Genomic DNA, 22115 nt, shown 5'->3' on the forward strand with positions numbered 1-22115 from the left:
GGACACGGAGACGGCCGAGGCAGTCGCCGAGGTTAAGCCCCGCCGGACCCGGAAGACGGCCGCGGCCGCCCCGGAGAAGACCGCCGAGGCCGAAGCCGAGGCCGCGCCCAAGCCGCGCCGGACCCGGAAGACGGCCGCCACTGCCGAGGCAGCGGTGGACACCGCCGAAGGCACCGAGGCCAAGCCCCGCCGCACCCGCAAGGCGACGGCAGCCGCCGTCACCGCGGAGATCCCGGCGCAGGCCACCGAGGAGCCGGCGGCCGAGCCGAGGCGACGCACCACCCGCAAGGCCACCGAGGCCGCCGAGACCGTCGCATCCGCCGAGGCGGCCGACGCGGAGGCGAAGCCGAAGGCCCGCCGGACCCGGAAGGCGACCGCCGCGGCCCCCGAGGCCTGAGCCCGTCACGACGGCCCGGACCACCCCGTGTGGTCCGGGCCGTCGGCATTTCCGCAACGCTCCCCCCTTCACCCCGCCCCTCCCCGCTTCACCCCACCCCACCCCGCCCGACCTCACACGACCCGGGTCGCCACCCCCTCCGCGGCGCTCGCGCGCCCCGGTGCCGGGATTCACCCACCGGCTCCCGGTCGGTCACCCCGCTCCGGATACCCTCTCCCCCATGAGCAGGCCTCGTACCTTCGTCCCGCCCGCCGGTGCCCGTGCGTATGCGCTCGCCACCGACCGGGGTGAGTTCGCCGTCGTCGACGCGCCCGTGGCCGCCGGGGTCGAGCCGATGGGGGTCGCGCTGCTGCTGCCCGGGTTCACCGGGAGCAAGGAGGACTTCAACCGGTTGCACGAGCCACTGGGCCGGCGCGGTTACCGGACGGTCGCCGTGGACGGGCGCGGGCAGTTCGAGTCGGACGGGCCCGAGGACGACGAATCGGCTTACGCCCAGGAGGAGTTGGCGCGGGACGTGCTCGCGCAGGCGGCGGCGGTCGGCGGGGGCCGGCCGGTACATCTGCTGGGGCACTCCTTCGGCGGTCAGATCGCGCGTGCTGCCGTGCTCCTCGACCGCACACCGTTCCGCTCGCTGACCCTGATGTCCTCGGGCCCGGCACAGATCTCCTCCTCCCAGCAGCAGCGCGTGAAGCTGCTGCGGGACGCGCTCGCCGTGATGTCGATGACCGAGGTGTGGGACGCCATGCAGGCCATGGAGGCACCGGAGGAGCTGGAGGAACCGGACGCGCCGGCGGAGGGCCTGGAGGACGGCGAGGATCTGCGGCGCCGCTGGCTGGGCAACAAGCCTGCCCAACTCATCGCCACCGGCCGCCAGTTGTGCACCGAGCCGGACCGCGTCGCGGAACTCGCCGCCGTACCGCTGCGGTTCCACGTCCTGTCGGGTGCCCGGGACGACACCTGGCCGGTGCCGCTGCTGGACGAGATGGCGCTGCGGCTGCGCGCGCACCGGACGGTCATCGAGGGGGCGGAGCACTCGCCCAACACCGACCGGCCGGCCGCCACCGCCGAGGCGATAGCCGCCTTCTGGGACAGCACCGACCCCACGGACCAGAACCAGAATCAGGAACAGGAACAGAAGTAGGACCAGAACCGGGACCAGGACGGGACCAGAACCAGGGCTAGTACTGCGTCTGGAGGTGTTCCCAGAAGCCGTCCCGCAAGGCGCGGCGCAGGTCGGCCTGGCCGCGCAGGGAGTACTGGAGCATCCCCTCGGCCTCGACGAGGAGGTCCTGGTCGACGGATCCCGGCAGGTAGGGGTGGCCGGGCAGCAGCTCGACGAGCGCCTCGCGCCCCCGCGAGGACAGCCACTTCGCGGCGATCTGCGCACCGACGAAACGGACGTCCTCGCGGGTGGGTCTGGTGGTGCCGGCCTCGTAGGCGGGGGCTGTGCGTCTGGAGACGTACGACTTGAAGAACTCGAGGTCGAGGGTGCGCTGGCTGTCGACCTCCCAGAGCAGCGGCTCGGCCTGGTTGCGGCCCTCGGGAGCCTCGATGCCCCACAGGTGGACGCGGGCGCCGTACCCCTGGGCGGCCTCGACGGCGGAGACCAGGTCCTCGTCGCCGCCCAGCAGGGCCGCGTCGCTGATGGCGCGGTGCCGGGCGAGTGACTCCAGGTCCGTGCGGATCAGGGAGTCGACGCCCTTCTGCTGGTTGTTGGCGTTGAGGTTGCCGAGGCGCACCTTGACGTCGGGCAGCTCGGCGATGGTCTGCTGCTCGGCGGTGTGGATACGGCGGCGGGCACCGTCGTACCAGTAGACGCGCAGCAGCCGGCTGTCGGCGAAGATCTGGCGCGCCTTGTCGATGAGAGCCTCGATCAGCCCCTCGGCGTCGAGGTCGAAGGCGCGGCGGTCCTCCGTCCCGGCCACGAGCCGGCCCGTGGCCGCGTAGAGGTAGCCCGCGTCCACGAAGATGGCGTGCGTCGAGGGCGTCTTGGCCACTTCGGCGAGCATGCGGGTGAGCAGCTCGTTCGTGCGGTCGATACGGGCCTGGAGGGCAGCGAGGTCGTCGTTCATCGCCTCCATTGTCCCGGCGGTCACGCTGCGAACACAACCGGTCCCGGTCAGTCTCCTTGAGACTCGTACCGGTCGGTAATTAGGCGTTCGAAAAATTTCTTTAGCGTAGGGAATGTTTGTAACACGCAAGCCGTTGACTACTACGGAACAAGACGACGAAGGGAGAGGCCATGCGCTTCGAAATCATGCGACTCGACGAGGTCGACGGCACCACCGTGGACAGCACTGTCGTGGACGCCGCCTCCGTCAGCAGGATCGTCCAGCAGGCCGCCGCCGTGGGGCAGCGCCTGTGGATCCGACCGGCCGAGACCCAGGCCTCGTAACGAGGCTTCGCAACAAGACGACGCGACACGAGAGACGAACAGCAGCCACACCGACGACACGCGGAGCACCGCACAGTCTTCAGAACCCCCGTACGGCACCGATGCCGTGCGGGGGTTCTGCGTTCGGAGCCCCGCGCCCGCCCCTATGCGCCCTTGATCACCTGGGTGACGCCGTTGATGATCTGCTGCACGGCGATCGCGGAGAGCATCATGCCCGCGAGCCGCGTCACCAGGACCACGCCGCCGTCCTTGATGAGCCGGATGATCAGCAGCGAGTAGCGCATCACCAGCCACAGCACGACATGGATGGCGAGGATCGCGGTCCACACGGACACCTGCATGGCGACGCTGTCGGCCTTCTGCACGGCGAGGATGACCGACACGATCGCGCCGGGACCGGCCAGCAGCGGCATGCCCAGCGGCACCAGCGCCACGTTGACGTCCTTGGTCTGCTTGGGCTCGTCGTTCTTGCCGGTGAGCAGGTCCAGGGCGATGAGCAGGAGCAGCAGCCCGCCCGCGATCATCAGCGCGGGCACGGAGACATGCAGGTAGTCCAGGATCTGGTGCCCCAGCAGCCCGAAGACCGTGATCACACCGCCGGCCACGCACACGGCCTGGAAGGCCATCCGCTTCTGCACCTTGCCGGGCCGGCCGGCGGTGAGGGCGAGGAAGATCGGGGTGATCCCGGGGGGATCCATGATGACGAACAGGGTCAGGAAGAGAGAGCCGAAGACGGCGAGATCGAACATGGTGGTGCACAGGCCTTGCGGGAGTGAGGGACTTGGACGGGCGAGGGCCGAGCCTCAGAGTCCGCCGGTCCCCGGGACGGGAAACGCACCGGTCGCCCGGCGCGTGATCTCGCCGTACACCTCGGGGTGGGTGGTGTACTCGCCCAGCGTCACCGTCTTGCGGCTGCCGTGGTAGTCGGACGACCCCGTGACCAGCAGCCCCAGTTCCCCGGCGAGCCCCCGCAGCCGGGTGCGCGTGTCCTCGTCGTGGTCCATGTGGTCGACCTCGATGCCGTCGAGGCCGGCCGCGGCCAACTCGGCGATCGTCGACTCGGGCACCGTACGCCCGCGCTTGGCGGCCGCGGGGTGCGCGAACACGCACACTCCGCCGGCACCCTTGACCAGCCGGATCGCCTCGAAGGGGTCGGTCTCGTGCTTCTCCACGAAGGCCCGGCCGCCATCGGCCAGCCACTCCTCCGTGAAGGCGTCGCTCACGGTCGGTACGACACCGAGCTCGACGAGCGCGGAGGCGACATGCGGCCGCCCGACCGAACCGTCCCCGGCGATCCGCTTCACCTGCTCCCAGGTGACCGGCACCCCCAGCCCGTTCAGCTTGGCGATCATGCCCTGGGCGCGCGGCACCCGGTCGTCCCGGACCAGCTCGCGCTCGGCGAGCAGACCGGGCTCCTCGGGGTCGAAGAGGTAGGCGAGCATGTGCATGGAGACGCCGTCGACACGGCAGGACAGCTCGGCCCCGGTGACCAGGGTGAGCCCTTCGGGCAGCGCGGCGACGGCCTCGGTGTACCCACGGGTCGTGTCGTGATCGGTCAGCGCGACGACGTCAAGACCGGCAGCGGCGGCGTTGCGCACCAGCTCGGCCGGGGTGTCCGTACCGTCGGACGCGGTGGAGTGGCAGTGCAGATCGATACGCACGACACGGACTCCAGCGGGACGGAACGGAAGGGAACGCGTCAAGGATAACGGCCGACAGGGGGTGCCCCTGTCACACTCAATGCCTGCGGGCGCCCCTATACAGCCAACACACAGCACAACGCGCCCCAAAGGGGCGCGGGGTTGTATCGATATGCGGGCTCCGCCGCGTGGGCGCGACAAGCCCCGACGGCGCCGCAGCCACCCACGTACGGCACCCCCCTACGGCTCCAGCAACCGCGGCGACAACGCCCCGCACGGCACCAGGTCCACCTCCGCCCCCGCGTCCCGCAGGTCCGTCAGCACCAACTCGTCGTACATCAGCAGACCCGTCTGCTCGGGCCACACCACGATCCAGAGCCACAGCCCCCGCGCCTCGCCCGCGAAGACGGCCCTGTCGTCCGGCGCCCCGGAGACATGCCACAGCGGCGTCGGCCGCCCCGCGGCCAGCACCTTCGCCTGCGGTGGCTTCTCCACGTTCATCGACGGCCCGGGATCCGGCCCGTCGATCCCCGCGTACCGGGCTCCGAGGCCGACCCCCAGCTCCTCGGCGACCAGGATCATCTCCCCTATGCCGCCGAGCGGCGCGGGTCCGGAGCAGGCGACGGCGGTCGCTCGCCCCCCACTGCGGTCGTCACCGGCGCACGCCACACCCGTGAACAGCCAGCCGACCGGCAGCGGCCAGGGCATCCACACCGGAACCTGGGTGCGGTGCACCACCACACCGAGGGCCTCCACGCTGGGCGGGATCACGGGCTGCACCGGATGCACGGTCCCGTGCACATCGCACTGCCAGGTGTCGGCGAAGAGTCCGGGAGCCCTGACCCGGCCACCACACTTCGGGCAACTGGGTTCGCCCCTCATAGGGCCCCACGGTCCTACCCGGAATCGCCCACGTCAAGGACGATCACCCGTCCGGACGGACCGGTTCACCGGAGAGAACTAGATGCGCCTTGCATTAATTAGCTGCCCTAACTTACTATGTGTATACACCAACTAAATCCGTCTGAGCGGAGGACGCGCATGGACGACCCATTCGACGCGGGAGCGGGCAGCATCCTGCGGCAGCCGAAGGCCGTGTGGGCGACCGCCGGCGCATCCGTCGTCGCCTTCATGGGCATCGGACTCGTCGACCCGATCCTGCCCTCCATAGCCAAGGGCCTGGACGCCACGGCCGGCCAGGTCTCCCTGCTCTTCACCTCGTACTTCCTGATCACCGCCGTGGCGATGCTGTTCACCGGCTTCGTCTCCAGCCGCATCGGCGGCCGCCGGACGCTGCTGCTCGGCCTCGCGTTCGTCGTGGTCTTCGCCGGACTCGCCGGCACCTCGGACACGGTCGGCCAGCTGGTCGGCTTCCGGGCCGGCTGGGGCCTCGGCAACGCCCTCTTCGTCTCCACCGCCCTCGCCGTCATCGTCGGCGCGGCGGCCGGCGGCAGCGCCGCCGCGATCCTGCTCTACGAGTCCGCGCTCGGCCTCGGCATGGCGTGCGGCCCGCTGCTGGGCGCGGTGCTCGGCAACATCAGCTGGCGCTATCCCTTCTTCGGCACCGCGACCCTGATGGCGGTCGGCTTCCTGTGCATCACGGCGTTCCTGAAGGAGCAGCCGAAGCCGGCCCGCAGGACGTCGGTCCTGGACCCGATCCGGGCGCTGGGCCACGGCGGCCTCGCCTCCGCGGCGGCCTCCGCCTTCTTCTACAACTACACGTTCTTCACGGTGCTGGCCTTCACCCCGTTCGTGCTGGACATGACCCCGTACCGCTCGGGCGCGGTGTTCTTCGCCTGGGGCGTGCTGCTCGCGCTCTTCTCGGTGGTGGTCGCCCCGCGCCTGCAGCGGCGGTTCGGCTCCCTGCAGGTGCTCGGCGGCTCGCTCGTCCTGCTCGCCGCCGACGTCCTCGTCCTCGGCTACGGCAGCCACACCACCGCCGTCGTCTGCACGATCCTGTCCGGCGCGTTCATCGGCGTGAACAACACCGTCTACACCGAACTGGCCCTCGGCGTGTCGGACGCGCCGCGCCCGGTGGCGAGCGCGGGCTACAACTTCGTCCGCTGGTTCGCCGCGGCGGCGGCCCCCTACTTCGCGCCGAAGATCGAGGAGTGGAGCGACATCCACATCCCGTTCGTGGTGGCGGCGGTCACGGCGGTCCTGGGCGCGGTGGTGGTGCTCGTACGACGCAACGCGCTCGCGTACGACGCCGAGGAACTGGAACCGCGGCACGCCACCGAGGACGGCGTCACGGTCTTTGCCAACTGACTCTCGCCGAGCGGAGCTTGGTGAGGTTGCTCACCCCGCCCGTTCAGTCCAGCGGGGCGGATTTCCGGTGCGGGTCCCGGAGGTCCGTCCCGTTCGCGAGCCAGCGCTCCTGGAGGGCCCCGGCACCGTGCACGCGCTTCCAGGCGGCCTCGTTCGGCGTCATCGGCAGCAACGGCAGGAACCGTACGGGGTCGAGGGGCTCGTCCAGCTCCAGATCCTCGACGAGACCGCCCGGTTCGCCGACCAGGACGGAGGTGAAGGGCGCGCCCGGCCACAGTGGACCGCCGACGTCCAGTGACGCACCCGGCGTCACGACCAGGCCCTCCACCTGCGGAGACGCGGCAAGTACGGCGAGCGCGCGAAGCACCTTGTCGGTCTCGGCGAGCCCGGCCCGGACCGACAGGACCAGCTCGGCACGCGGTCCCTTGACGGGGTCCGCGACCATCGCGGTGGGGTCGGCCATGGGGTGCGCGGACATGCCGAGCGTGGCGTAGCGGACGACGTCCTCGCCCTGGAGGTCCTCGTGGAAACGGAGCACCTCGATGCGGTCCGTACCGAGGAAGGTGACCGCCGCGCGCGCGTCCGGTTCGCCCAGCGTGGTGGTCAACCGGGCCTCGACCAGAGGAAGAACTTCAGCCATGTCGTGAGCATAGAACTCGTCAGTACCGGGCAAAGCGGCGCCTTGACACTGAGGGCTGCTGCTACTCTGGCCGCGGCGGTTCGGGGCAGCACGCAGCACGTCGCGGCCGGACCCGACGCCGACAGGACTCCCTTACGAGGGACCGGCTGGAGGAGGTGGGGCTGTCATGGATCGAAGTCACCCGTGCAGTACCACTCGCTCTTCCGGCCTCTGATTTCTTCTCTGGCTGGCTGCCGCCTTCTCGTGCGCGTTGTCGTTCGGAAGAGCACTTCGTTTCGCTTGCCTGATCCCTTAGACCGGTCCGTTCCGGATCTGTCTGGATCCGTTCGTCTGATCTGAACCAGTAGCGAAGTCGCCACCGCAACGGTGCGGTGCTCCCCGCTTTGTGGACGTGCCAAACATCCGCAGTCAGGACGTCCTCATTCCGGGTAGTTCCACCCGTTCGCATGCGATCTTCCGCTGCCTGTCGCGAAGGAGCCTGCCCATGTCGATGATCCGCGACCTCCGTGCCGTGGTCCGCCCTTCCCGCCCCTCACTGCGCAAGAGCCTGCGTCCGGACAACGGCGCGTACGACACCACCCGCGACCCCGGTACGCCATCGGCCGTCGTCGACTGTGCCGTCTACCGCGACGGCGCCCGTGTCGAGACGGGCAAGCCGCTCACCCCGCACGAGGCGATGCGGCTGGTGCGGCGTGACGGCGGGTTCGTGTGGATCGGCCTGCACGAGCCGACCGAGGCCGAATTCGCCGGTATCGCCGGCGAGTTCGGGCTCCACCCGCTGGCCGTGGAGGACGCCGTCCAGGCCCACCAGCGCCCGAAGCTGGAGCGGTACGACGACTCCCTCTTCACCGTCTTCAAGACCATCCACTACGTCGAGCACGACCAGCTCACCGCCAACAGCGAGGTCGTGGAGACCGGTGAGGTCATGTGCTTCACCGGCCGGGACTTCTTCATCACCGTCCGGCACGGCGGGCAGGGCTCGCTGCGGGCGCTGCGGCACCGGCTCCAGGACGACCCCGAACTGCTCGCCAAGGGCCCCTCGGCCGTGCTGCACGCCATCGCCGACCACGTCGTCGACGGCTATGTCGCGGTCGCCGACGCCGTCCAGGACGACATCGACGAGGTGGAGACCGAGGTCTTCACGCCGGGCCGCAGGGGTGGGGTCTCCCGAGGCGTCGACTCGGCACGCATCTACCAACTCAAGCGTGAGGTCCTGGAGTTCAAGCGCGCCGTGTCGCCCCTCCTGCGCCCCATGCAGCTGCTGAGCGAGCGGCCGATGCGGCTGGTCGACCCCGACATCCAGAAGTACTTCCGGGACGTCGCCGACCACCTCGCCCGCGTCCAGGAGCAGGTCGTCGGCTTCGACGAACTCCTCAACTCGATCCTCCAGGCCAACCTCGCGCAGGCGTCCGTGGCGCAGAACGAGGACATGCGGAAGATCACGGCCTGGGCCGCGATCATCGCCGTGCCGACGATGGTGTGCGGGGTGTACGGCATGAACTTCAAGTACATGCCCGAGCTGCACTGGAAGTACGGCTACCCGGTGATCATGGGCATCACGGTCTGCATCTGCCTCGGCATCCACCGGACGCTGAAGCGCAACGGCTGGCTCTGAGCGGCCCTGGATAGGCTGGCGTCATGACAAGCGAGCTGCTCGACCAGGCCCTCGTCGAGGAGGCCACGAAGAAGTCCGGCCTCATCTGGGTGCGGGGCGCCGGGGCATCGGCCGCGCGTGCGGTGTGGCACGCGTGGGCCGACGGGGGCGTGTGCCTGGTCGGCGACGGGGCCGAGCAGCCGCTGGGTGAGCTGGCCGACGGGGGGTCGGCGGAGGTGACCGTCCGCAGCAAGGACAAGGGCGGCCGGCTGGTCACCTGGACGGCGACGGTCACGGAACTGCCCGCCGGCACCCCGGAGTGGGACGCGGCGGTCGCGGAACTGAAGGGCAAGCGCCTCAACGCCCCTGACGGCGAGGCGATGACCGGCCGCTGGGCGAGGGAGTGCAGGGTGCTGCGCCTGACCCCGACGGGAGCGACATCGCCACTGCCGGAGGAGAACCTGGCAGCGGCCCCGCTCCCCTCCCCGGCAACGACCCGGCGCCCGATCCCGGCCGCCCTGCCCCGGCTGCTTTCGAGCCGCCGGAAACGCAAGTAACGGACACCTGAGCCAAGTTCGGCACCACCGAACAGGACCGCCGTGGCGCATCACCGTTGCGGCGGGATTCGGGGGACCGCCGGCCATCGTCTCGAACCGCCCGTTCCACAGGCCCACTGACCCAACCCGCGAAACCACCGGCCACACAGCTCCACCAGCCCGACAGACCTGCCGACCACGTCCCCGCCAGTCCGACAGACCCCACAGACCTACCGCTCCCACGGATCCGCCGGTCCTCTGAACCCACCGCAACGGCGCTCAGCCCCCGCGGCGCTGGTCGGCAGTGCCGAACCCGCCGAAGCTCCTGCGCCCCCGCGCCCCCGCGCCCCCGCGCCGCCGCCCCCCTACGACGTCGGCAGCTGCTTCCCGTAGTCGACCGTCTCGCCCTTCTCCGGTTCGAGCACGCTGAAGCCCTTGCCCCAGTCCGAGAAGGTGAGGGTGCCGGCGCCGCCGCCGCGTTCCAGGCGGAGGGGATACGGCTTGCCTTCGAGGGAGACGTCCAGGGTGCCGCCGGAGCCTTTGTCACCGGCGATGCGGATCGTGCGGGTACCGGACTGCTCGTGGTGACCGGCCGTCGAGAGCGAGCCGTGCAGGGTCAGGAGGCCCGAGAGGAGGAGGTCCTTGTCCGTGAAGCCGCTGAACTTCTTGTACGCGGGGTCCGTCCGCGGCACCTTGACGTACTTGCCGTCGAGCTTGGTCGCGGCGGTCGTGTCGCTGCCGTCGGCGTGGTTCCAGAACCCCGAGTCGGCCTGCAGATACAGCGTGCCGCCGACCCGGAGGAGCTGAAAGGTCGACCCCTTCGACGTGACCGACCCGGTCCCGCCGTCCTTGTTCAGGCGCATGTCCAGCTGGTACGTACGCCCGCTCGTCACCACCGTCCCCGCCATCCGTACCGTCGCCACCGACGAGGCCGCCGCCCGTGTCTTCGACTGGATCACGGCCGGCGACAGCTTGCCCACCCCGTTCGTCCCCGCGTCCGGATCCCCGCTGCACCCGGTGAGGACGGCCAGTGCGCACACGGCGGTGACCAGTGCGGCGTGGCGAGTTCGGCCCGGAGCAATCGCGGTCACAGACAGGGCCACCTTTCTGAGGGGTCCGGCACGGCGTACCGCAGCGTACCGGTGCCCCACTCGCCCGGCGGAGCCAGTCCGTCCGGACCGCCCACCAGGGCATATCCGATCGGTACGGGCTAGCCTGAAGCCCACCGAGCGGGCAAAAGGGACTGAAAACAACGCAAGCAGCACTTCGGCAGGCAAAGGAAGCAACCCCATGGCAGCCGGCGCTCCCCGCATCTTCGTCTCGCACCTCGCCGGTGTCGCCGTCTTCGATCCCAACGGCGACCAGGTGGGCCGCGTCCGGGACCTCGTCGTCATGCTGCGCGTCGGCCGCAAGCCCCCGCGGCTGCTCGGCCTGGTCGTCGAACTGTCCACCCGGCGCCGCATCTTCCTGCCCATGACCCGGGTGACCGGCATCGAGTCCGGCCAGGTCATCACCACCGGTGTGGTCAACGTCCGCCGCTTCGAGCAGCGCCCCACCGAACGCCTGGTCTTCGGCGAGCTCCTCGACCGCCGCGTCCAGCTGGTCGAGACCGGCGAGGAGGTCACCGTCCTGGACCTGGCCGTGCAGCAGCTGCCGGCCCGCCGGGACTGGGAGATCGACCGGGTCTTCGTCCGCAAGGGCCGCACCGGCACCTTCCGGCGGACCAGGGGCGAGACGCTCACCGTCGAGTGGTCGCAGGTCACCGGGTTCTCCCTGGAGGAGCACGGCCAGGGCGCCGAGAGCCTGCTCGCCACCTTCGAGCAGCTGCGCCCCGCCGACCTGGCCAACGTGCTGCACCACCTCTCCGCCAAGCGCCGCGCCGAGGTGGCCGCGGCCCTCGACGACGACCGCCTGGCCGACGTACTCGAAGAACTCCCCGAGGACGACCAGATCGAGATCCTCGGCAAGCTGAAGGAGGAGCGGGCGGCGGACATCCTGGAGGCCATGGATCCGGACGACGCGGCAGACCTGCTCGCCGAGCTCCCCGAGCAGGACAAGGAACGGCTGCTGAGCCTGATGGAGCCGGCGGACGCCGCCGAGATGCGGCGCCTGATGTCGTACGAGGAGCACACGGCGGGCGGTCTGATGACCACCGAGCCGATCGTCCTCCGCCCCGACGCCACCGTCGCCGACGCCCTCGCCCGGGTCCGCAACGCCGACCTCTCCCCGGCCCTCGCCGCCCAGGTCTACGTCTGCCGGCCGCCCGACGAGACCCCGACCGGCAAGTACCTGGGCACCGTGCACTTCCAGCGGCTGCTGCGCGATCCCCCGTACACCCTGGTCAGTTCGCTGGTGGCCGACGACGACCTGCAGCCCCTGGACCCCGACGCCACGCTCCCGGTCATCGCCGGGTTCTTCGCCACGTACGACATGGTCGCGGCGCCCGTGGTGGACGAGGCGGGGTCGCTCCTCGGCGCGGTGACCGTGGACGACGTGCTCGACCACATGCTGCCGGAGGACTGGCGGGAGACCGAGTTCCACCTGGACGAAGGGGAGCCGACGCAGGAGAAGGCACCGGAGAAGGGGGCGGGGATCCATGGCGGCTGAGCGGGAGAGCACGCGAGAGCGGACGCCGGCCGGCGCCACCGCCGCCGGCCGGTCACGCACCCGCCTGGACCAGCCGCGCCCGCCGCGGCGCAGGCTGCTGCCCGAGTGGGACCCGGAGGCCTTCGGACGGCTCTCCGAGCGCATCGCGCGGTTCCTGGGCACCGGGCGGTTCATCGTCTGGATGACGTTCGTGATCATCCTCTGGGTGCTGTGGAACATCGCGGTGCCCGGCAAGTTCCGCTTCGACGAGTACCCGTTCATCTTCCTGACCCTGGCCCTGTCCCTGCAGGCCTCCTACGCGGCCCCGCTGATCCTGCTCGCCCAGAACAGGCAGGACGACCGGGACCGGGTCAACCTCGAACAGGACCGCAAGCAGAACGAGCGGTCCATCGCCGACACCGAGTACCTGACCCGGGAGATCGCCGCCCTGCGCATGGGCCTGGGCGAGGTGGCGACCCGGGACTGGATCCGCTCCGAGCTCCTGGACCTGCTGAAGGAGATGGACGAGCGCAGGCACGGGCAGGTCGTATTCCCGGCAGAACGGTCGGCGGGGCGTGACGTAGACGACCGCTGAGGGGCGTTATAGGGGCAGTGCGCCTCGCCGTACCATCGTCTGTATGGCTAGCGAAGACGCGGTGCGCGAGGCACTGGCGACGGTGAACGACCCCGAGATCAACCGACCCATCACCGAACTGGGGATGGTCAAATCGGTGGCGATCGGGGAGGACGGCGCGGTCGCGGTCACCGTGTACCTGACGGTCTCCGGCTGCCCCATGCGGGACACGATCACCCAGCGGGTCACCGAGGCGGTCTCCCGGGTCGAGGGCGTCACGCGGGTAGACGTCACCCTGGACGTGATGAGTGACGAGCAGCGCAAGGAGCTGGCCACCGCCCTGCGCGGCGGCCAGGCCGAGCGCGAGGTCCCCTTCGCCAAGCCCGGCAACCTGACCCGCGTCTACGCGGTCGCCTCCGGCAAGGGCGGCGTCGGCAAGTCGTCGGTCACGGTCAACCTCGCCGCCGCGATGGCCGCCGACGGCCTCAAGGTGGGCGTGGTCGACGCGGACATCTACGGCCACTCCGTCCCGCGCATGCTCGGCGCGGACGGCAGCCCGACCCAGGTCGAGAACATGATCATGCCGCCGTCGGCGAACGGCGTGAAGGTCATCTCCATCGGCATGTTCACCCCGGGCAACACCCCGGTCGTCTGGCGCGGCCCGATGCTGCACCGCGCCCTCCAGCAGTTCCTCTCGGACGTCTACTGGGGCGACCTGGACGTCCTCCTCCTCGACCTCCCGCCCGGCACCGGCGACATCGCCATCTCGGTCGCCCAGCTGGTCCCGAACGCGGAGATCCTGGTCGTCACGACGCCTCAGCAGGCGGCGGCGGAGGTCGCGGAGCGGGCCGGCTCCATCGCGGTCCAGACCCACCAGAAGATCGTGGGCGTGGTGGAGAACATGTCGGGGATGCCCTGCCCGCACTGCGGCGAGATGGTCGACATCTTCGGCACGGGTGGCGGCCAGCTGGTCGCCGACGGCCTCACCCGTACGACGGGCACGGCCGTCCCCGTCCTCGGCAACATCCCCATCGACGTCCGCCTCCGCGAGGGCGGCGACGAGGGCAAGCCGGTCGTCCTGACCGACCCGGACAGCCCGGCAGGCGCGGCACTGCGGGGCATCGCGGGGAAGCTGGGGGGACGGCAGCGGGGCCTGTCGGGCCTCTCGCTGGGGATCACCCCGAGGAACAAGTTCTAGAGCCGCTACGACGAAGGGGGGCGCTGTCGTTCAGGGACGGCGCCCCCCTTCGTCGTATGCCTGCCGTGGTCGCGTCGGTCGCGGTCAGCCGTCGCGTTCTCGCTCGCTCCCCGGGCACAGGTCTTGTGTGAGGCACAGCATGAGCACCTGGAAGGAGCCGCCTTCGGTCTCCCCGCCCTGCCCGCCCTCGGTGTGCGGCAGGAACCGCCATTGCGAGGCCTTGATGTGCCGTGTCCCGGCCGCCTTCTCCACACGAGCGTGCAGCGTGCGGGCTCCGGGGTCGTTCGTCTCCACCAGAACCTCGTCCGCGGCGAGCGGGAAGTGATCGTGCAGGAGGCACAACCCGAAACGGTTCAGGTTGTCGTGCTTGGCCAGCACCGCCACCAGATCCCGGACGAACTCCGCGTCCTGGGGGCCCAGCGCCTCGGCTTCCGCGAAGCGGGGAAGTGACGTTCTCGGAGCGGAAACGTTTAGGTCGGCCATAATCCCTCCGTCGAACGGTTGACGGTCATCGGATTCCATTATCAGCCACTGACTGCTTTCCTTCAATTCCGCGGACTGAGGCGAAGGGGTGGCTGCAGCATCTTCCACCGTGTGTCTGTGCATGACACTTAGGGCGCCTTCACTAAATTCACCGAGGAGGAGGTGCCGACTCTATGACGGTTGTCCGACGGTGGTGGCGGCTGTTGTCCCTGGTGGTCCTGGCGGTGATGTGGTGGGGATGCGCTCCCGCGGAGGCACGGCAGAACAGCCATGATGCCTGCCAAGAGAATCAGCTCAATTCCAGCAAGGTGGACGCCACGATCCGTTTCCGTCAGCACGGCAAGACTTACATCCAGGTCTTTTCGGACATGACGATCGAGGTGCCTGCACGGACATGGGGCATGGCAAGCCAGCTGACATTCAGCGAGAAATCGAAAGAATACCAGGCAGCCATGCACTGCCTACTACGTGGACGAGACAACGAACTTCGCAGCACCGAATGGCGCGACCACAATCCAGTCGCCACCGCCAAGGACGACAAGGTCACGGTGAAGTACAATTCGTTCACCTGGATCAACAAGTACCAGGATTACCGTCTCGGCCCCTGGGTGATCACGAGAGACAGGGAAAACAAAGAGGAATGGAAGGTGACCCTCCGGCCGTCGACGCTGACTAAGGCCAGCTGGGCTATCAAGGCTGATCTCGGTGGCCTCAAATTCAAATACTACGGGCGGACATCGTCTGCCGACGAGACCACGGTGGTATGGACCAAACAGCCGCCTGAAGCCCTCTGCCCCGAGCACCCCTGCATCGAGGCCGATCTGCCGAAGCAACGGTCCTTGACGCTGAGCTGGGACGAGTCACTGCTGAAACCAGCGGGCATCGCCACGTGGTGGGTGCTCGCCTCCGGTGCGCTCGCGCTGGCCGCGCTCCGCGCCCAGCGCCGGTCCGCGTCCGCCGCGTCCTGGACGCGGGGATCCCGGTGGCGAGTCGGCGGGTTCGGCAGCGGCCTCGGCGAAGGCCTCGCACGCCCCGTTCTGCACTGGGCCCTGCTCAGCGGGGCGGTCGCCCTGACACTGGTGCTGCTCATCCCGGAACTCGCTGTCACCCTTCGAGGGAAAGCGATCATCTGCATCACCGCCGGCCTCACCCTGACCCTCGTCGCCCGACCTTGGCACAGCGGAGCGTCATCCACAGACCCGGAACCCGGGACCGACGGTCCCGAAGGCCGCCGGCAGAAATACGCCGTTGTCGGAACCGCTTCGGCGGCTGCGGGGACCGGCCTGCTGGTGGTGCTCGGCCACGGGCTCTTCGGCCTGCCACGGGGCCTGGACACCGACGCGCCGACAACCCTCACCGGCAAGTTCGGGTACGTGCTCATGGGCCTGACGACGGTGTGGTTGTGGCTGGCCGCCATGGCCGCGTGGGCATGGCGCTTCGCACGCGACGGCGGACTGGTCCCCGCTCGCTGGACCCGGGCATGGGACAAGGCACCGATTCTCTGCGTCGCAGCCGTCGCAACCCTTTTGGGGACGGTCGCGGGCGGCCTCCTCTGGTGCCTCCGCTGGGCAACCGAAAATCAGTGGAAACGGGCCGCTTGGCTCGTCAACCAAAACCGCCCTTCAAAGCACGCGAAATACGTCAATCATTACCTGTCAAATTTCTTCTTCAGTGATCTCACCTGGATCTTCGCCTACAGTTGGCTTCTGACGGGTATCGCACTCCTCGCGTTGCTGCACTTCCGCTTCGTCGCCCAACGGGCCCAGGCCGTCCGTGCCATGGAGAACATTCCACTGGGTCCGGACAAGCCAGATCTCCTGCTGATCGCCGCGCTGTTCTCCTTGACCGTGGGGATGAGGGGTGCAAGATTCGCGCGCATCAACGCACAGTACGGCGTGTGGTTCGCGCTGAACATCGTCGCACTCTTCGCGGTCCTCGCAGTGGGACGACGGTGGTCGGTACTGAGCCGGATGGGAGACCTGTTTTACCTGCACAAACCAGGAACCAATAAGCGGACTGAATTGATGGAAAAAGTACATCAGTACCGCAACCTCAACCATCAACTGCAACTACTGGACCAGGGGCGCTCCAGCGGCGTCACCTGCGAGCAATTGGAAGCCCAGCTGCGCGAGCTGCGTCAGTGGCTGGTGTCCAGATGCCTCAAGAAAAACCCACCCAGCCAGATTTCGATCCTGGACGTCGCCCTGGCCTGGGGGCCGGAATCCTACTGGTGGCCCAATGCTTTGCAGGGCGCGCGCCTGGCGTTCTGCTTCGGGGTTCCGGCCAGTGGCACCCTTATTTATCTGGAGATGACGGACCTGTTCAAGGGGGGCCAGCTCCGCGTTGAACCCACCGCGATTCCGAGCTTTGCCGCGGGGTTCATCGCCTATCAGACGGCATGGGCCGGAGCCGGTTTCGTCCTGGGCGCCCTGTGGCGTCTGCTACCGGGCCGCCGCAGTGCCGCCCGCGCATGGAGCCTCACCTTTGCCTACGGCATTCCGGCCGTTCTGGTCGGTCTGTTCGCCCGATACACCGATGCAGGCGTCAAGATGCTGCTCCTCTATTCCGTGCTCATGCTCTTCATCCTGACGCTCACCAGCCTCTGGATGGATACGTCGACGCTGCGGGAGGAACGGCAGTACTGGCCCAGCCGCTTCGCCTTGCTGCTGTCGATCCACCGGCTACGCGGCCTCTCCGGACAGGTCGCCTGGCTTCTCGCCCAGGTGGCGGTGGTCGTGGCGATCGTGAAGACATTGATCAACAAATGAGGGGCTGTGCCGCCGACTGGTGACCGCCCCGCGTCGCAAGGTCGCGGGGCGGTGGGCCGGGGCCTTTCCCGGAGCCCGCCGCTGGAGCACCGGGTGCCGAGAACTCTCAGGCGAACTCGGCGATGTCCTTGATCACGGCGAAGCCGAGGCCGTACGCGCTCATCCCCCGCCCGTACGCCCCCAGATGCACGCCTTCCCCCGTCGACCCGGCGAGCACCCACCCGAACTCCGACTCCCGGTAGTGGAACGGCGTCGACACCCCGTCCACCGGCAGCGAGAGTGTCGACCACTCCGGCCCGCCGAGGTCGTCCGCCAGCTCCCACGCCGTCTCGGTCTGCTGCTCCAGCCAGTCGTCCCGCAGGCTGTGGTCCATCTGCCCCGGCCAGGTGAAGGAGAGCAGCCCGACCCCGGCCAGCCACGCGGCGGACGACACCGACGTGGCCTCCAGCAGCCCCGTCCCGTCGGCGCTCCGCCGGGACGGACTCGCCGCGACGGTCACGACCACCGCGAACTTCTCCCGCGGCTCACCGACGGCCGAGGCGAGATGCTCGTTGCGCACCGACGGCTCGTCGCCGTGCCCGATCGACCCGTGCTCCACCGCACCGTCGGCCGTCGCACCCACCTGCATCAGCCAGCACGGCCCCGTGAACGCCTCGTCGAGGCCGTACCAGGGAAAGGTCGCCTCCAGGTAGCCGTCGACCGTGCGGCGTACGGAGGGGACCTGCTGTACGCCCTCCGCGACCGGCGCCTGTCCGTCCACCCGACTTGTCGTCTCCATATGCCCCGACGCCTCCTAGCTCTGGTCGGTCCGGGGCGGCCCGCCCCCCTTCGGGCGCACTCGTCCGGTCCGCACAACAACTCGGCAGCATATCGACACCGCTGGGACCAGCAGCGAAACCGCCCGGTGCGTGGGTCGCACGGGCGGCGGGTTCGGGCCGTAAAAGACGTATGCGCGGCGCACACGCGGTATGAAACGCGTCACGTGCGCCGCTCATGCGCGGGTCGGTGTTCCGGGCTCAGGTGGCGTCCGCGTCGAAGGGCGGACGGTCTTCCTTGCCCGGGTCGTCCGGCTTCTTGGTCATGTCGATCCGGCCGCTTCCCGAAGAACCGCTTCCGGACGACGAGGTGTCGGTCTCGCGGCTGTGCACCGCGTCCGTGACCTCGGCCATCTCCTTCTTCAGGTCGAAGCCGTTGCGGATCTCCTTCAGCCCCAGCTCGTCACTGTCCAGGTGCTTGCGGATGAAGGTCTTGGGGTTGAGGTCCTCGAGCTCGAAGTCCTTGAACTCCGGGCCGAGTTCCTGCCGGATGTCCTCTTTGGCGCTCTCCGAGAACTCCCGGATCTTGCGGATGGTCCGCATGACGTCCTGGATGACCTTCGGGAGCTTGTCCGGACCGAAGACGAGCACGGCGAGCACAATGATCGTCACCAGCTCGAGTGGTCCTATGTCATTGAACACCTGAAGCTCCTTGCGATGTCCTCGGTCCTCGGCCCTCCGGTCGCTGTTGCGGGTGTTCCGTGGTCCGGGCCGGGTCCACGGTACCCGGCGCACCTGTCCGACCGGTACTGCCCCGAGGTGTCCGACTGCGTGTGTACGACCGGTTTTCCGGGTTGTTTGCCTAGTCGGGGCACGAGTGGGGCCCTGCCTGTGAGGTTTCTGTCAGTTCCTGTCCGAGGAACCGGGGCGGTCGCCGGGGCCGTCGAGCGGCAGCGGGGTGAGGCCGTGCACGCCGTGCACCTGGACGACGGCGAGGTCGTAGCCGGCGTCCAGGCCGACGACGGTCGCCCGGGCGGTGGCTCCGCTGCTGAACGTCACGGTGATCCGGCCGCCCGCTGAGACCGCGGGGGCGACGACGTGGTTGTTGGTGAGGATGCGCCCTCGGGTGTCGAGGACGAAGCCGGTGCCGGTGGCCTGTTCGCGGGTGCCGGTGGCGGTGACGTGCAGGGTGACGACGCTGGGCAACGCCCGCGCGGCGATCCCGGCGGCATCGCCGGGCGGCGGCGGGCCCGGCTGGGGCAGCTGTACGGCCTCCAGGCCGCCGGTGCGCTCCAGATAGCCGCCGATCAGCCCGCCGGCCGCACCGGAGAGCACGGAGAGCACCAGCGCCCCCATGACGAGCGTCCGCCGGCTCCGCGACCGCCGTCGCTGTGCCGCGGCCCCGGCCGCATCACCCTGCGGCAGGCACGGGGCGCTGCCGGTGGTGTCGCCGGGTGTCGTCGGTGACGTCGGTATCCCCTCGTCCATGGTCTCCTCGCGGGCTCACCGCGGCCCCGTGCACCGGCGGCTCGCGGAAGGTCGGCTCCGTGCCCGCGGTGGTGCCACGGGCATGGCTGGTTCACAGGATTCAACCAGGTTCGCGAGTCGCCGCGCAGGGCCGTTCAGCAGGTGGGCAGGGCCCGGTCAGGGGGCGGCGCGGTAGGAGCGGGACGGGGAGGGTGCGGAGGTGGCGTCGGGGACGGGTGCGGCGAGCAGGCCGGTGCCGGTCGCCTCGGGGGTGCTGGTCCACGAGGTGAGGGCGAACGGCGGGTTGGCGCTCAGCGGCCGTATCAAGGGGGAGACCGCGGCCGCGCCGGCCATCACCGGCGCGGTCAGTTCCCGCAGCGTCTGCTGTGCGGCGGCCGGGGAGGGCACACCGGGCAGCAGCGGCGCGGACACCGAGGTGGGCATGGCGGGGGCGCCGCCGAGCAGCGTGCCGGACGACAGCAACGGGGTGAGCAGGCGGCGGCGCTGCGTGTCGGCGGTCCCGCTGGTGCCGGAGCCCGCCGTACCGGCCGGGGCGACACTGCCGCCGCCGGTGCCGCTGCGGGCGTCGGCGGCCGGGGCTCCGGGCAGGCCGGTGGTGACCCCGCCGAGGGCGACGGCGGCCAGCGAGACCGCGCCGGCGGCGACGAACGCGAACCGCATGCCGCGCGAGGCGGAGCGGTCGTTGTCCGGGCGGCCGACGGGGTGGATGCGGAAGCCCCGGCCGGCGGCCGCGGCCGGGTCGTGCGGGCGGGCGGGGACATAGCCGAACTCGAAGCGGTCGTCCCGGCTCAGGTCGAAGACCCCGCTGTCGGATCCGCGTCCCGAGGGATCTCCCCCGCCGAACGGCGAACCGCCGCCGTCCGGGTCGCCGCCCGCGGGCAGCCCCTGGAGGCGGGCCAGGAAGCTCTCGGAGGGCGGGGGCGGGGCGGCCGCCGCGAAGGCGTTCTTCAGCGCGCGCTGCGCGTCCGCCTCCGCCTTGCACCGGGCGCAGGTCGCCAGGTGGGCCAGGACGCGCTCACGCGACTCATGACCGAGCTCTCCGTCCACCAGGGCGGAGAGTCGGTCTCCCAGGTGCTGCTCGGCGAGCTGTCGCTCGGCGGGTTTCGGTCGTGATCCACTCACGCGGTCGCGCCCCCTCCTCCCAGTGCGGGAACACGGGGTACGAAGGAACGGCGCTCGGCCTTGCGGGCCTCCGGGGAGCGGTGCGCGAGGGCCTTGCGCAGCTGGGAGCGGCCCCGGTGGATACGGGAGCGGACCGTGCCGAGCTTCACGCCGAGGGTCGCGGCGATCTCCTCGTACGACAGGCCCTCGATGTCGCAGAGCACGACGGCGGCGCGGAACTCGGGCGCGAGGGTGTCCAGGGCCTGCTGGACGTCGGCGTCGAAGTGCGCGTCGTTGAAGGCCTGCGAGGGGGTGGGCTCGCGGCTGGGCAGGCGCTCGGCCGCGTCCTCGCCGAGGGCGTCGAAGCGGATGCGCTGCTTGCGGCGGACCATGTCGAGGAACAGGTTGGTGGTGATGCGGTGCAGCCAGCCCTCGAAGGTGCCCGGAGAGTAGGTCGACAGCGAGCGGAAGACGCGGACGAAGACCTCCTGGGTGAGGTCCTCGGCGTCGTGCTGGTTACCGGTCAGGCGGTAGGCCAGGCGGTAGACGCGGCCGCTGTGCGTGCTGACGATCTCCTCCCACGTGGGCGGAGTCCATGCCTGCCCGTCCGCGTCGGTGGAGAAGGTCGCGGTCCGGTCCTCGCCCGTGGCGAGCGCGGCAGCGTGGCTTGGGTCAGCAGCGGTGTCGTTCACGGATTTCGGCTTGCCTGCCGATCCGAGGAAGCGCCGCAGCACTCCTCCCCGATCCCCAGGCGCAGCCGCACCTCCCCTGTCGGCTCTGGTGGTGTCCAGTGGAGCCCCTACCATAGCCACCTCGCCCGTTAGCACCGGATAAGCGGTTTTACGAGAATTTGATCTGTGCTGATAGGGCTCATCCGACCGCACCAGCAGTTGCTCGACCACCGACTCGTCATCGTGATCCATTCGTGTCCCCCCGCCCTGTCTTCCACCCCTCTAAACGCCTGGTCCCATCTGCGGGTTCCCGGTGCCAACGGATACAGTCACGCCCAGGCAACCACGGGGACAGGAGAGGGTCATTACCGGCAACCGGCAGACGAGCTGGGCGTTCGCCGACGCCTTTGTCGCCGAGGACGAAGCGCTGCGCTGGTCCCGTGACCGGGCCCGCGAGGCAGGGCTGCGCTCGGTGTCGCCCGGCACGGGCGCCGCGCTGCGCATGCTCGCCGCCTCCGTGGACGCCAAGGCGGTCGCCGAGATCGGCACCGGGTGCGGGGTGTCCGGGATGTATCTGCTGCACGGCATGCGCCCGGACGGGGTGCTGACCACCGTGGATCCCGAGCCGGAACACCAGCAGTTCGCCCGGCAGGCCTTCCGCGCCTGCGGCTTCGCCAGCAACCGGGCCCGCTTCATCCCCGGCCGCGCCCTCGACGTGCTCCCCCGCCTCGCGGACGCCGGCTACGACCTGGTCTTCTGCGACGGCGACCGCCAGGAGTACTCGGACTATCTCGCTGAATCGTTGCGCCTGCTGCGTCCCGGTGGCCTGGTGGTCTTCGAGGGCGTCTTCGCCAACGGCCGCACCGTCGACTCGGGGCCGCAGCCGACCGAGGTACTGCGGCTGCGCGAACTGCTGCGCACGGTTCGGGAGAGCCAGGAGCTGGTGCCGTCGCTGCTGCCGGTGGGCGACGGGCTGCTGTGCGCGGTCAAGCGATAGCCCTCACGGGCAGGGACCGGGTTC

At 69.9% G+C, this 22115-nt stretch carries 22 protein-coding genes and 1 pseudogene; 11 read left to right on the forward strand and 12 right to left on the reverse strand.

Translation table 11 applies throughout. The features are described from left to right. Positions 1 to 397: pseudogene (locus ACFWPS_RS15495) on the forward strand (DEAD/DEAH box helicase); the annotation flags it as partial. A gap of 220 nt (positions 398 to 617) precedes the next feature. Beyond that, on the forward strand, positions 618 to 1538 hold the full coding sequence (locus ACFWPS_RS15500) for an alpha/beta fold hydrolase (protein ID WP_383705122.1): 921 nt from the start codon (positions 618 to 620) through the stop codon (positions 1536 to 1538). A 37-nt stretch (positions 1539 to 1575) separates the two neighbouring features. Here the strand turns inward: ACFWPS_RS15500 and ACFWPS_RS15505 are convergent, their stop codons facing one another. After that, on the reverse strand, positions 1576 to 2478 hold the full coding sequence (locus ACFWPS_RS15505; RefSeq protein ID WP_383705390.1) for an NYN domain-containing protein: 903 nt from the start codon (positions 2476 to 2478) through the stop codon (positions 1576 to 1578). 161 nt (positions 2479 to 2639) lie between these two features. On the opposite strand from ACFWPS_RS15505, the gene ACFWPS_RS15510 reads away from it, so the two are divergent. After that, positions 2640 to 2792: a hypothetical protein gene (locus ACFWPS_RS15510; protein WP_089098921.1), complete on the forward strand. Its 153-nt coding sequence runs from the start codon at positions 2640 to 2642 to the stop codon at positions 2790 to 2792. A gap of 143 nt (positions 2793 to 2935) precedes the next feature. Here the strand turns inward: ACFWPS_RS15510 and ACFWPS_RS15515 are convergent, their stop codons facing one another. The 3 genes from ACFWPS_RS15515 to ACFWPS_RS15525 form a co-directional block, all read right to left on the reverse strand. Then, positions 2936 to 3541, reverse strand: coding sequence for a MarC family protein (locus ACFWPS_RS15515; protein WP_383705124.1), 606 nt, complete (start codon positions 3539 to 3541; stop codon positions 2936 to 2938). Positions 3542 to 3595: 54 nt separating this feature from the next. Beyond that, positions 3596 to 4453 (reverse strand): PHP domain-containing protein, encoded by an 858-nt coding sequence (locus ACFWPS_RS15520; protein ID WP_383705126.1) that lies wholly within the window; start codon positions 4451 to 4453, stop codon positions 3596 to 3598. Positions 4454 to 4672: 219 nt separating this feature from the next. Next, on the reverse strand, positions 4673 to 5314 hold the full coding sequence (locus tag ACFWPS_RS15525; protein WP_383705128.1) for a DUF6758 family protein: 642 nt from the start codon (positions 5312 to 5314) through the stop codon (positions 4673 to 4675). Positions 5315 to 5473: 159 nt separating this feature from the next. Between ACFWPS_RS15525 and ACFWPS_RS15530 the strand changes: the two genes are divergently transcribed. Then, a complete protein-coding gene (locus ACFWPS_RS15530) occupies positions 5474 to 6700 on the forward strand; it encodes an MFS transporter (protein WP_383705130.1) in 1227 nt (408 codons plus the stop codon). Positions 6701 to 6743: 43 nt separating this feature from the next. Here the strand turns inward: ACFWPS_RS15530 and ACFWPS_RS15535 are convergent, their stop codons facing one another. After that, positions 6744 to 7340, reverse strand: coding sequence for a suppressor of fused domain protein (locus ACFWPS_RS15535; protein WP_383705132.1), 597 nt, complete (start codon positions 7338 to 7340; stop codon positions 6744 to 6746). Between the two features lie 484 nt (positions 7341 to 7824). Between ACFWPS_RS15535 and ACFWPS_RS15540 the strand changes: the two genes are divergently transcribed. Next, a complete protein-coding gene (locus tag ACFWPS_RS15540) occupies positions 7825 to 8955 on the forward strand; it encodes a magnesium and cobalt transport protein CorA (RefSeq protein ID WP_361292212.1) in 1131 nt (376 codons plus the stop codon). A gap of 23 nt (positions 8956 to 8978) precedes the next feature. After that, a complete protein-coding gene (locus tag ACFWPS_RS15545) occupies positions 8979 to 9491 on the forward strand; it encodes a hypothetical protein (protein WP_383705135.1) in 513 nt (170 codons plus the stop codon). Positions 9492 to 9835: 344 nt separating this feature from the next. Here the strand turns inward: ACFWPS_RS15545 and ACFWPS_RS15550 are convergent, their stop codons facing one another. After that, on the reverse strand, positions 9836 to 10561 hold the full coding sequence (locus tag ACFWPS_RS15550) for a hypothetical protein (protein WP_383705137.1): 726 nt from the start codon (positions 10559 to 10561) through the stop codon (positions 9836 to 9838). 199 nt (positions 10562 to 10760) lie between these two features. On the opposite strand from ACFWPS_RS15550, the gene ACFWPS_RS15555 reads away from it, so the two are divergent. The 3 genes from ACFWPS_RS15555 to ACFWPS_RS15565 are packed head-to-tail and all read left to right on the forward strand — an operon-like array spanning position 10761 to position 13828. Further along, a complete protein-coding gene (locus ACFWPS_RS15555; RefSeq protein WP_383705139.1) occupies positions 10761 to 12077 on the forward strand; it encodes a magnesium transporter MgtE N-terminal domain-containing protein in 1317 nt (438 codons plus the stop codon). Then, positions 12067 to 12651, forward strand: coding sequence for a DUF1003 domain-containing protein (locus tag ACFWPS_RS15560; RefSeq protein ID WP_383705141.1), 585 nt, complete (start codon positions 12067 to 12069; stop codon positions 12649 to 12651). Before ACFWPS_RS15555 ends, ACFWPS_RS15560 begins: the two co-directional genes overlap by 11 nt. 43 nt (positions 12652 to 12694) lie before the next feature. Next, positions 12695 to 13828, forward strand: coding sequence for an Mrp/NBP35 family ATP-binding protein (locus ACFWPS_RS15565; protein WP_383705144.1), 1134 nt, complete (start codon positions 12695 to 12697; stop codon positions 13826 to 13828). An 84-nt stretch (positions 13829 to 13912) separates the two neighbouring features. Here the strand turns inward: ACFWPS_RS15565 and ACFWPS_RS15570 are convergent, their stop codons facing one another. Then, positions 13913 to 14419, reverse strand: a complete 507-nt coding sequence (locus ACFWPS_RS15570; protein WP_383705146.1) for a hypothetical protein — start codon at positions 14417 to 14419, stop codon at positions 13913 to 13915. A gap of 65 nt (positions 14420 to 14484) precedes the next feature. Here ACFWPS_RS15570 and ACFWPS_RS15575 point away from each other — a divergent pair, with 65 nt between their 5' ends. Continuing rightward, entirely contained in the window at positions 14485 to 17079 is a 2595-nt protein-coding gene (locus tag ACFWPS_RS15575; protein ID WP_383705148.1) for a DUF6185 family protein, read from the forward strand. Positions 17080 to 17185: 106 nt separating this feature from the next. Here ACFWPS_RS15575 and ACFWPS_RS15580 read toward each other — a convergent pair whose 3' ends face one another. From ACFWPS_RS15580 to sigE, 5 genes are all read right to left on the reverse strand, one after another. After that, on the reverse strand, positions 17186 to 17857 hold the full coding sequence (locus ACFWPS_RS15580; protein ID WP_383705150.1) for a hypothetical protein: 672 nt from the start codon (positions 17855 to 17857) through the stop codon (positions 17186 to 17188). A gap of 238 nt (positions 17858 to 18095) precedes the next feature. After that, a complete protein-coding gene (locus ACFWPS_RS15585) occupies positions 18096 to 18536 on the reverse strand; it encodes a sec-independent translocase (protein ID WP_383705153.1) in 441 nt (146 codons plus the stop codon). A 201-nt stretch (positions 18537 to 18737) separates the two neighbouring features. After that, on the reverse strand, positions 18738 to 19322 hold the full coding sequence (locus tag ACFWPS_RS15590) for a trypsin-like peptidase domain-containing protein (protein ID WP_383705155.1): 585 nt from the start codon (positions 19320 to 19322) through the stop codon (positions 18738 to 18740). Between the two features lie 156 nt (positions 19323 to 19478). Continuing rightward, entirely contained in the window at positions 19479 to 20444 is a 966-nt protein-coding gene (locus tag ACFWPS_RS15595; protein WP_383705158.1) for a zf-HC2 domain-containing protein, read from the reverse strand. Then, a complete protein-coding gene (sigE, locus tag ACFWPS_RS15600; RefSeq protein WP_383705160.1) occupies positions 20441 to 21157 on the reverse strand; it encodes an RNA polymerase sigma factor SigE in 717 nt (238 codons plus the stop codon). The genes ACFWPS_RS15595 and sigE overlap by 4 nt, the downstream gene beginning before the upstream one ends. Positions 21158 to 21407: 250 nt before the next feature. On the opposite strand from sigE, the gene ACFWPS_RS15605 reads away from it, so the two are divergent. Continuing rightward, positions 21408 to 22091 (forward strand): O-methyltransferase, encoded by a 684-nt coding sequence (locus ACFWPS_RS15605; protein WP_383705162.1) that lies wholly within the window; start codon positions 21408 to 21410, stop codon positions 22089 to 22091. Positions 22092 to 22115 lie beyond the last annotated feature (24 nt).

This window comes from Streptomyces sp. NPDC058457, from assembly GCF_042720695.1.
GTDB lineage: Bacteria > Actinomycetota > Actinomycetes > Streptomycetales > Streptomycetaceae > Streptomyces.

Bases quoted from the DNA above. Each gene is read 5' to 3' on its own strand.
- ACFWPS_RS15590 (WP_383705155.1), bottom strand. From the start codon at position 19,322: ATGGACGAGGGGATACCGACGTCACCGACGACACCCGGCGACACCACC.
- ACFWPS_RS15545 (WP_383705135.1), top strand. From the start codon at position 8,979: ATGACAAGCGAGCTGCTCGACCAGGCCCTCGTCGAGGAGGCCACGAAG.
- ACFWPS_RS15565 (WP_383705144.1), top strand. From the start codon at position 12,695: ATGGCTAGCGAAGACGCGGTGCGCGAGGCACTGGCGACGGTGAACGAC.
- ACFWPS_RS15580 (WP_383705150.1), bottom strand. From the start codon at position 17,857: ATGGAGACGACAAGTCGGGTGGACGGACAGGCGCCGGTCGCGGAGGGC.
- ACFWPS_RS15560 (WP_383705141.1), top strand. From the start codon at position 12,067: ATGGCGGCTGAGCGGGAGAGCACGCGAGAGCGGACGCCGGCCGGCGCC.
- ACFWPS_RS15510 (WP_089098921.1), top strand. From the start codon at position 2,640: ATGCGCTTCGAAATCATGCGACTCGACGAGGTCGACGGCACCACCGTG.
- ACFWPS_RS15500 (WP_383705122.1), top strand. From the start codon at position 618: ATGAGCAGGCCTCGTACCTTCGTCCCGCCCGCCGGTGCCCGTGCGTAT.
- ACFWPS_RS15530 (WP_383705130.1), top strand. From the start codon at position 5,474: ATGGACGACCCATTCGACGCGGGAGCGGGCAGCATCCTGCGGCAGCCG.
- ACFWPS_RS15515 (WP_383705124.1), bottom strand. From the start codon at position 3,541: ATGTTCGATCTCGCCGTCTTCGGCTCTCTCTTCCTGACCCTGTTCGTC.
- ACFWPS_RS15555 (WP_383705139.1), top strand. From the start codon at position 10,761: ATGGCAGCCGGCGCTCCCCGCATCTTCGTCTCGCACCTCGCCGGTGTC.
- ACFWPS_RS15525 (WP_383705128.1), bottom strand. From the start codon at position 5,314: ATGAGGGGCGAACCCAGTTGCCCGAAGTGTGGTGGCCGGGTCAGGGCT.
- ACFWPS_RS15535 (WP_383705132.1), bottom strand. From the start codon at position 7,340: ATGGCTGAAGTTCTTCCTCTGGTCGAGGCCCGGTTGACCACCACGCTG.
- ACFWPS_RS15505 (WP_383705390.1), bottom strand. From the start codon at position 2,478: ATGGAGGCGATGAACGACGACCTCGCTGCCCTCCAGGCCCGTATCGAC.
- ACFWPS_RS15575 (WP_383705148.1), top strand. From the start codon at position 14,485: ATGACGGTTGTCCGACGGTGGTGGCGGCTGTTGTCCCTGGTGGTCCTG.
- ACFWPS_RS15540 (WP_361292212.1), top strand. From the start codon at position 7,825: ATGTCGATGATCCGCGACCTCCGTGCCGTGGTCCGCCCTTCCCGCCCC.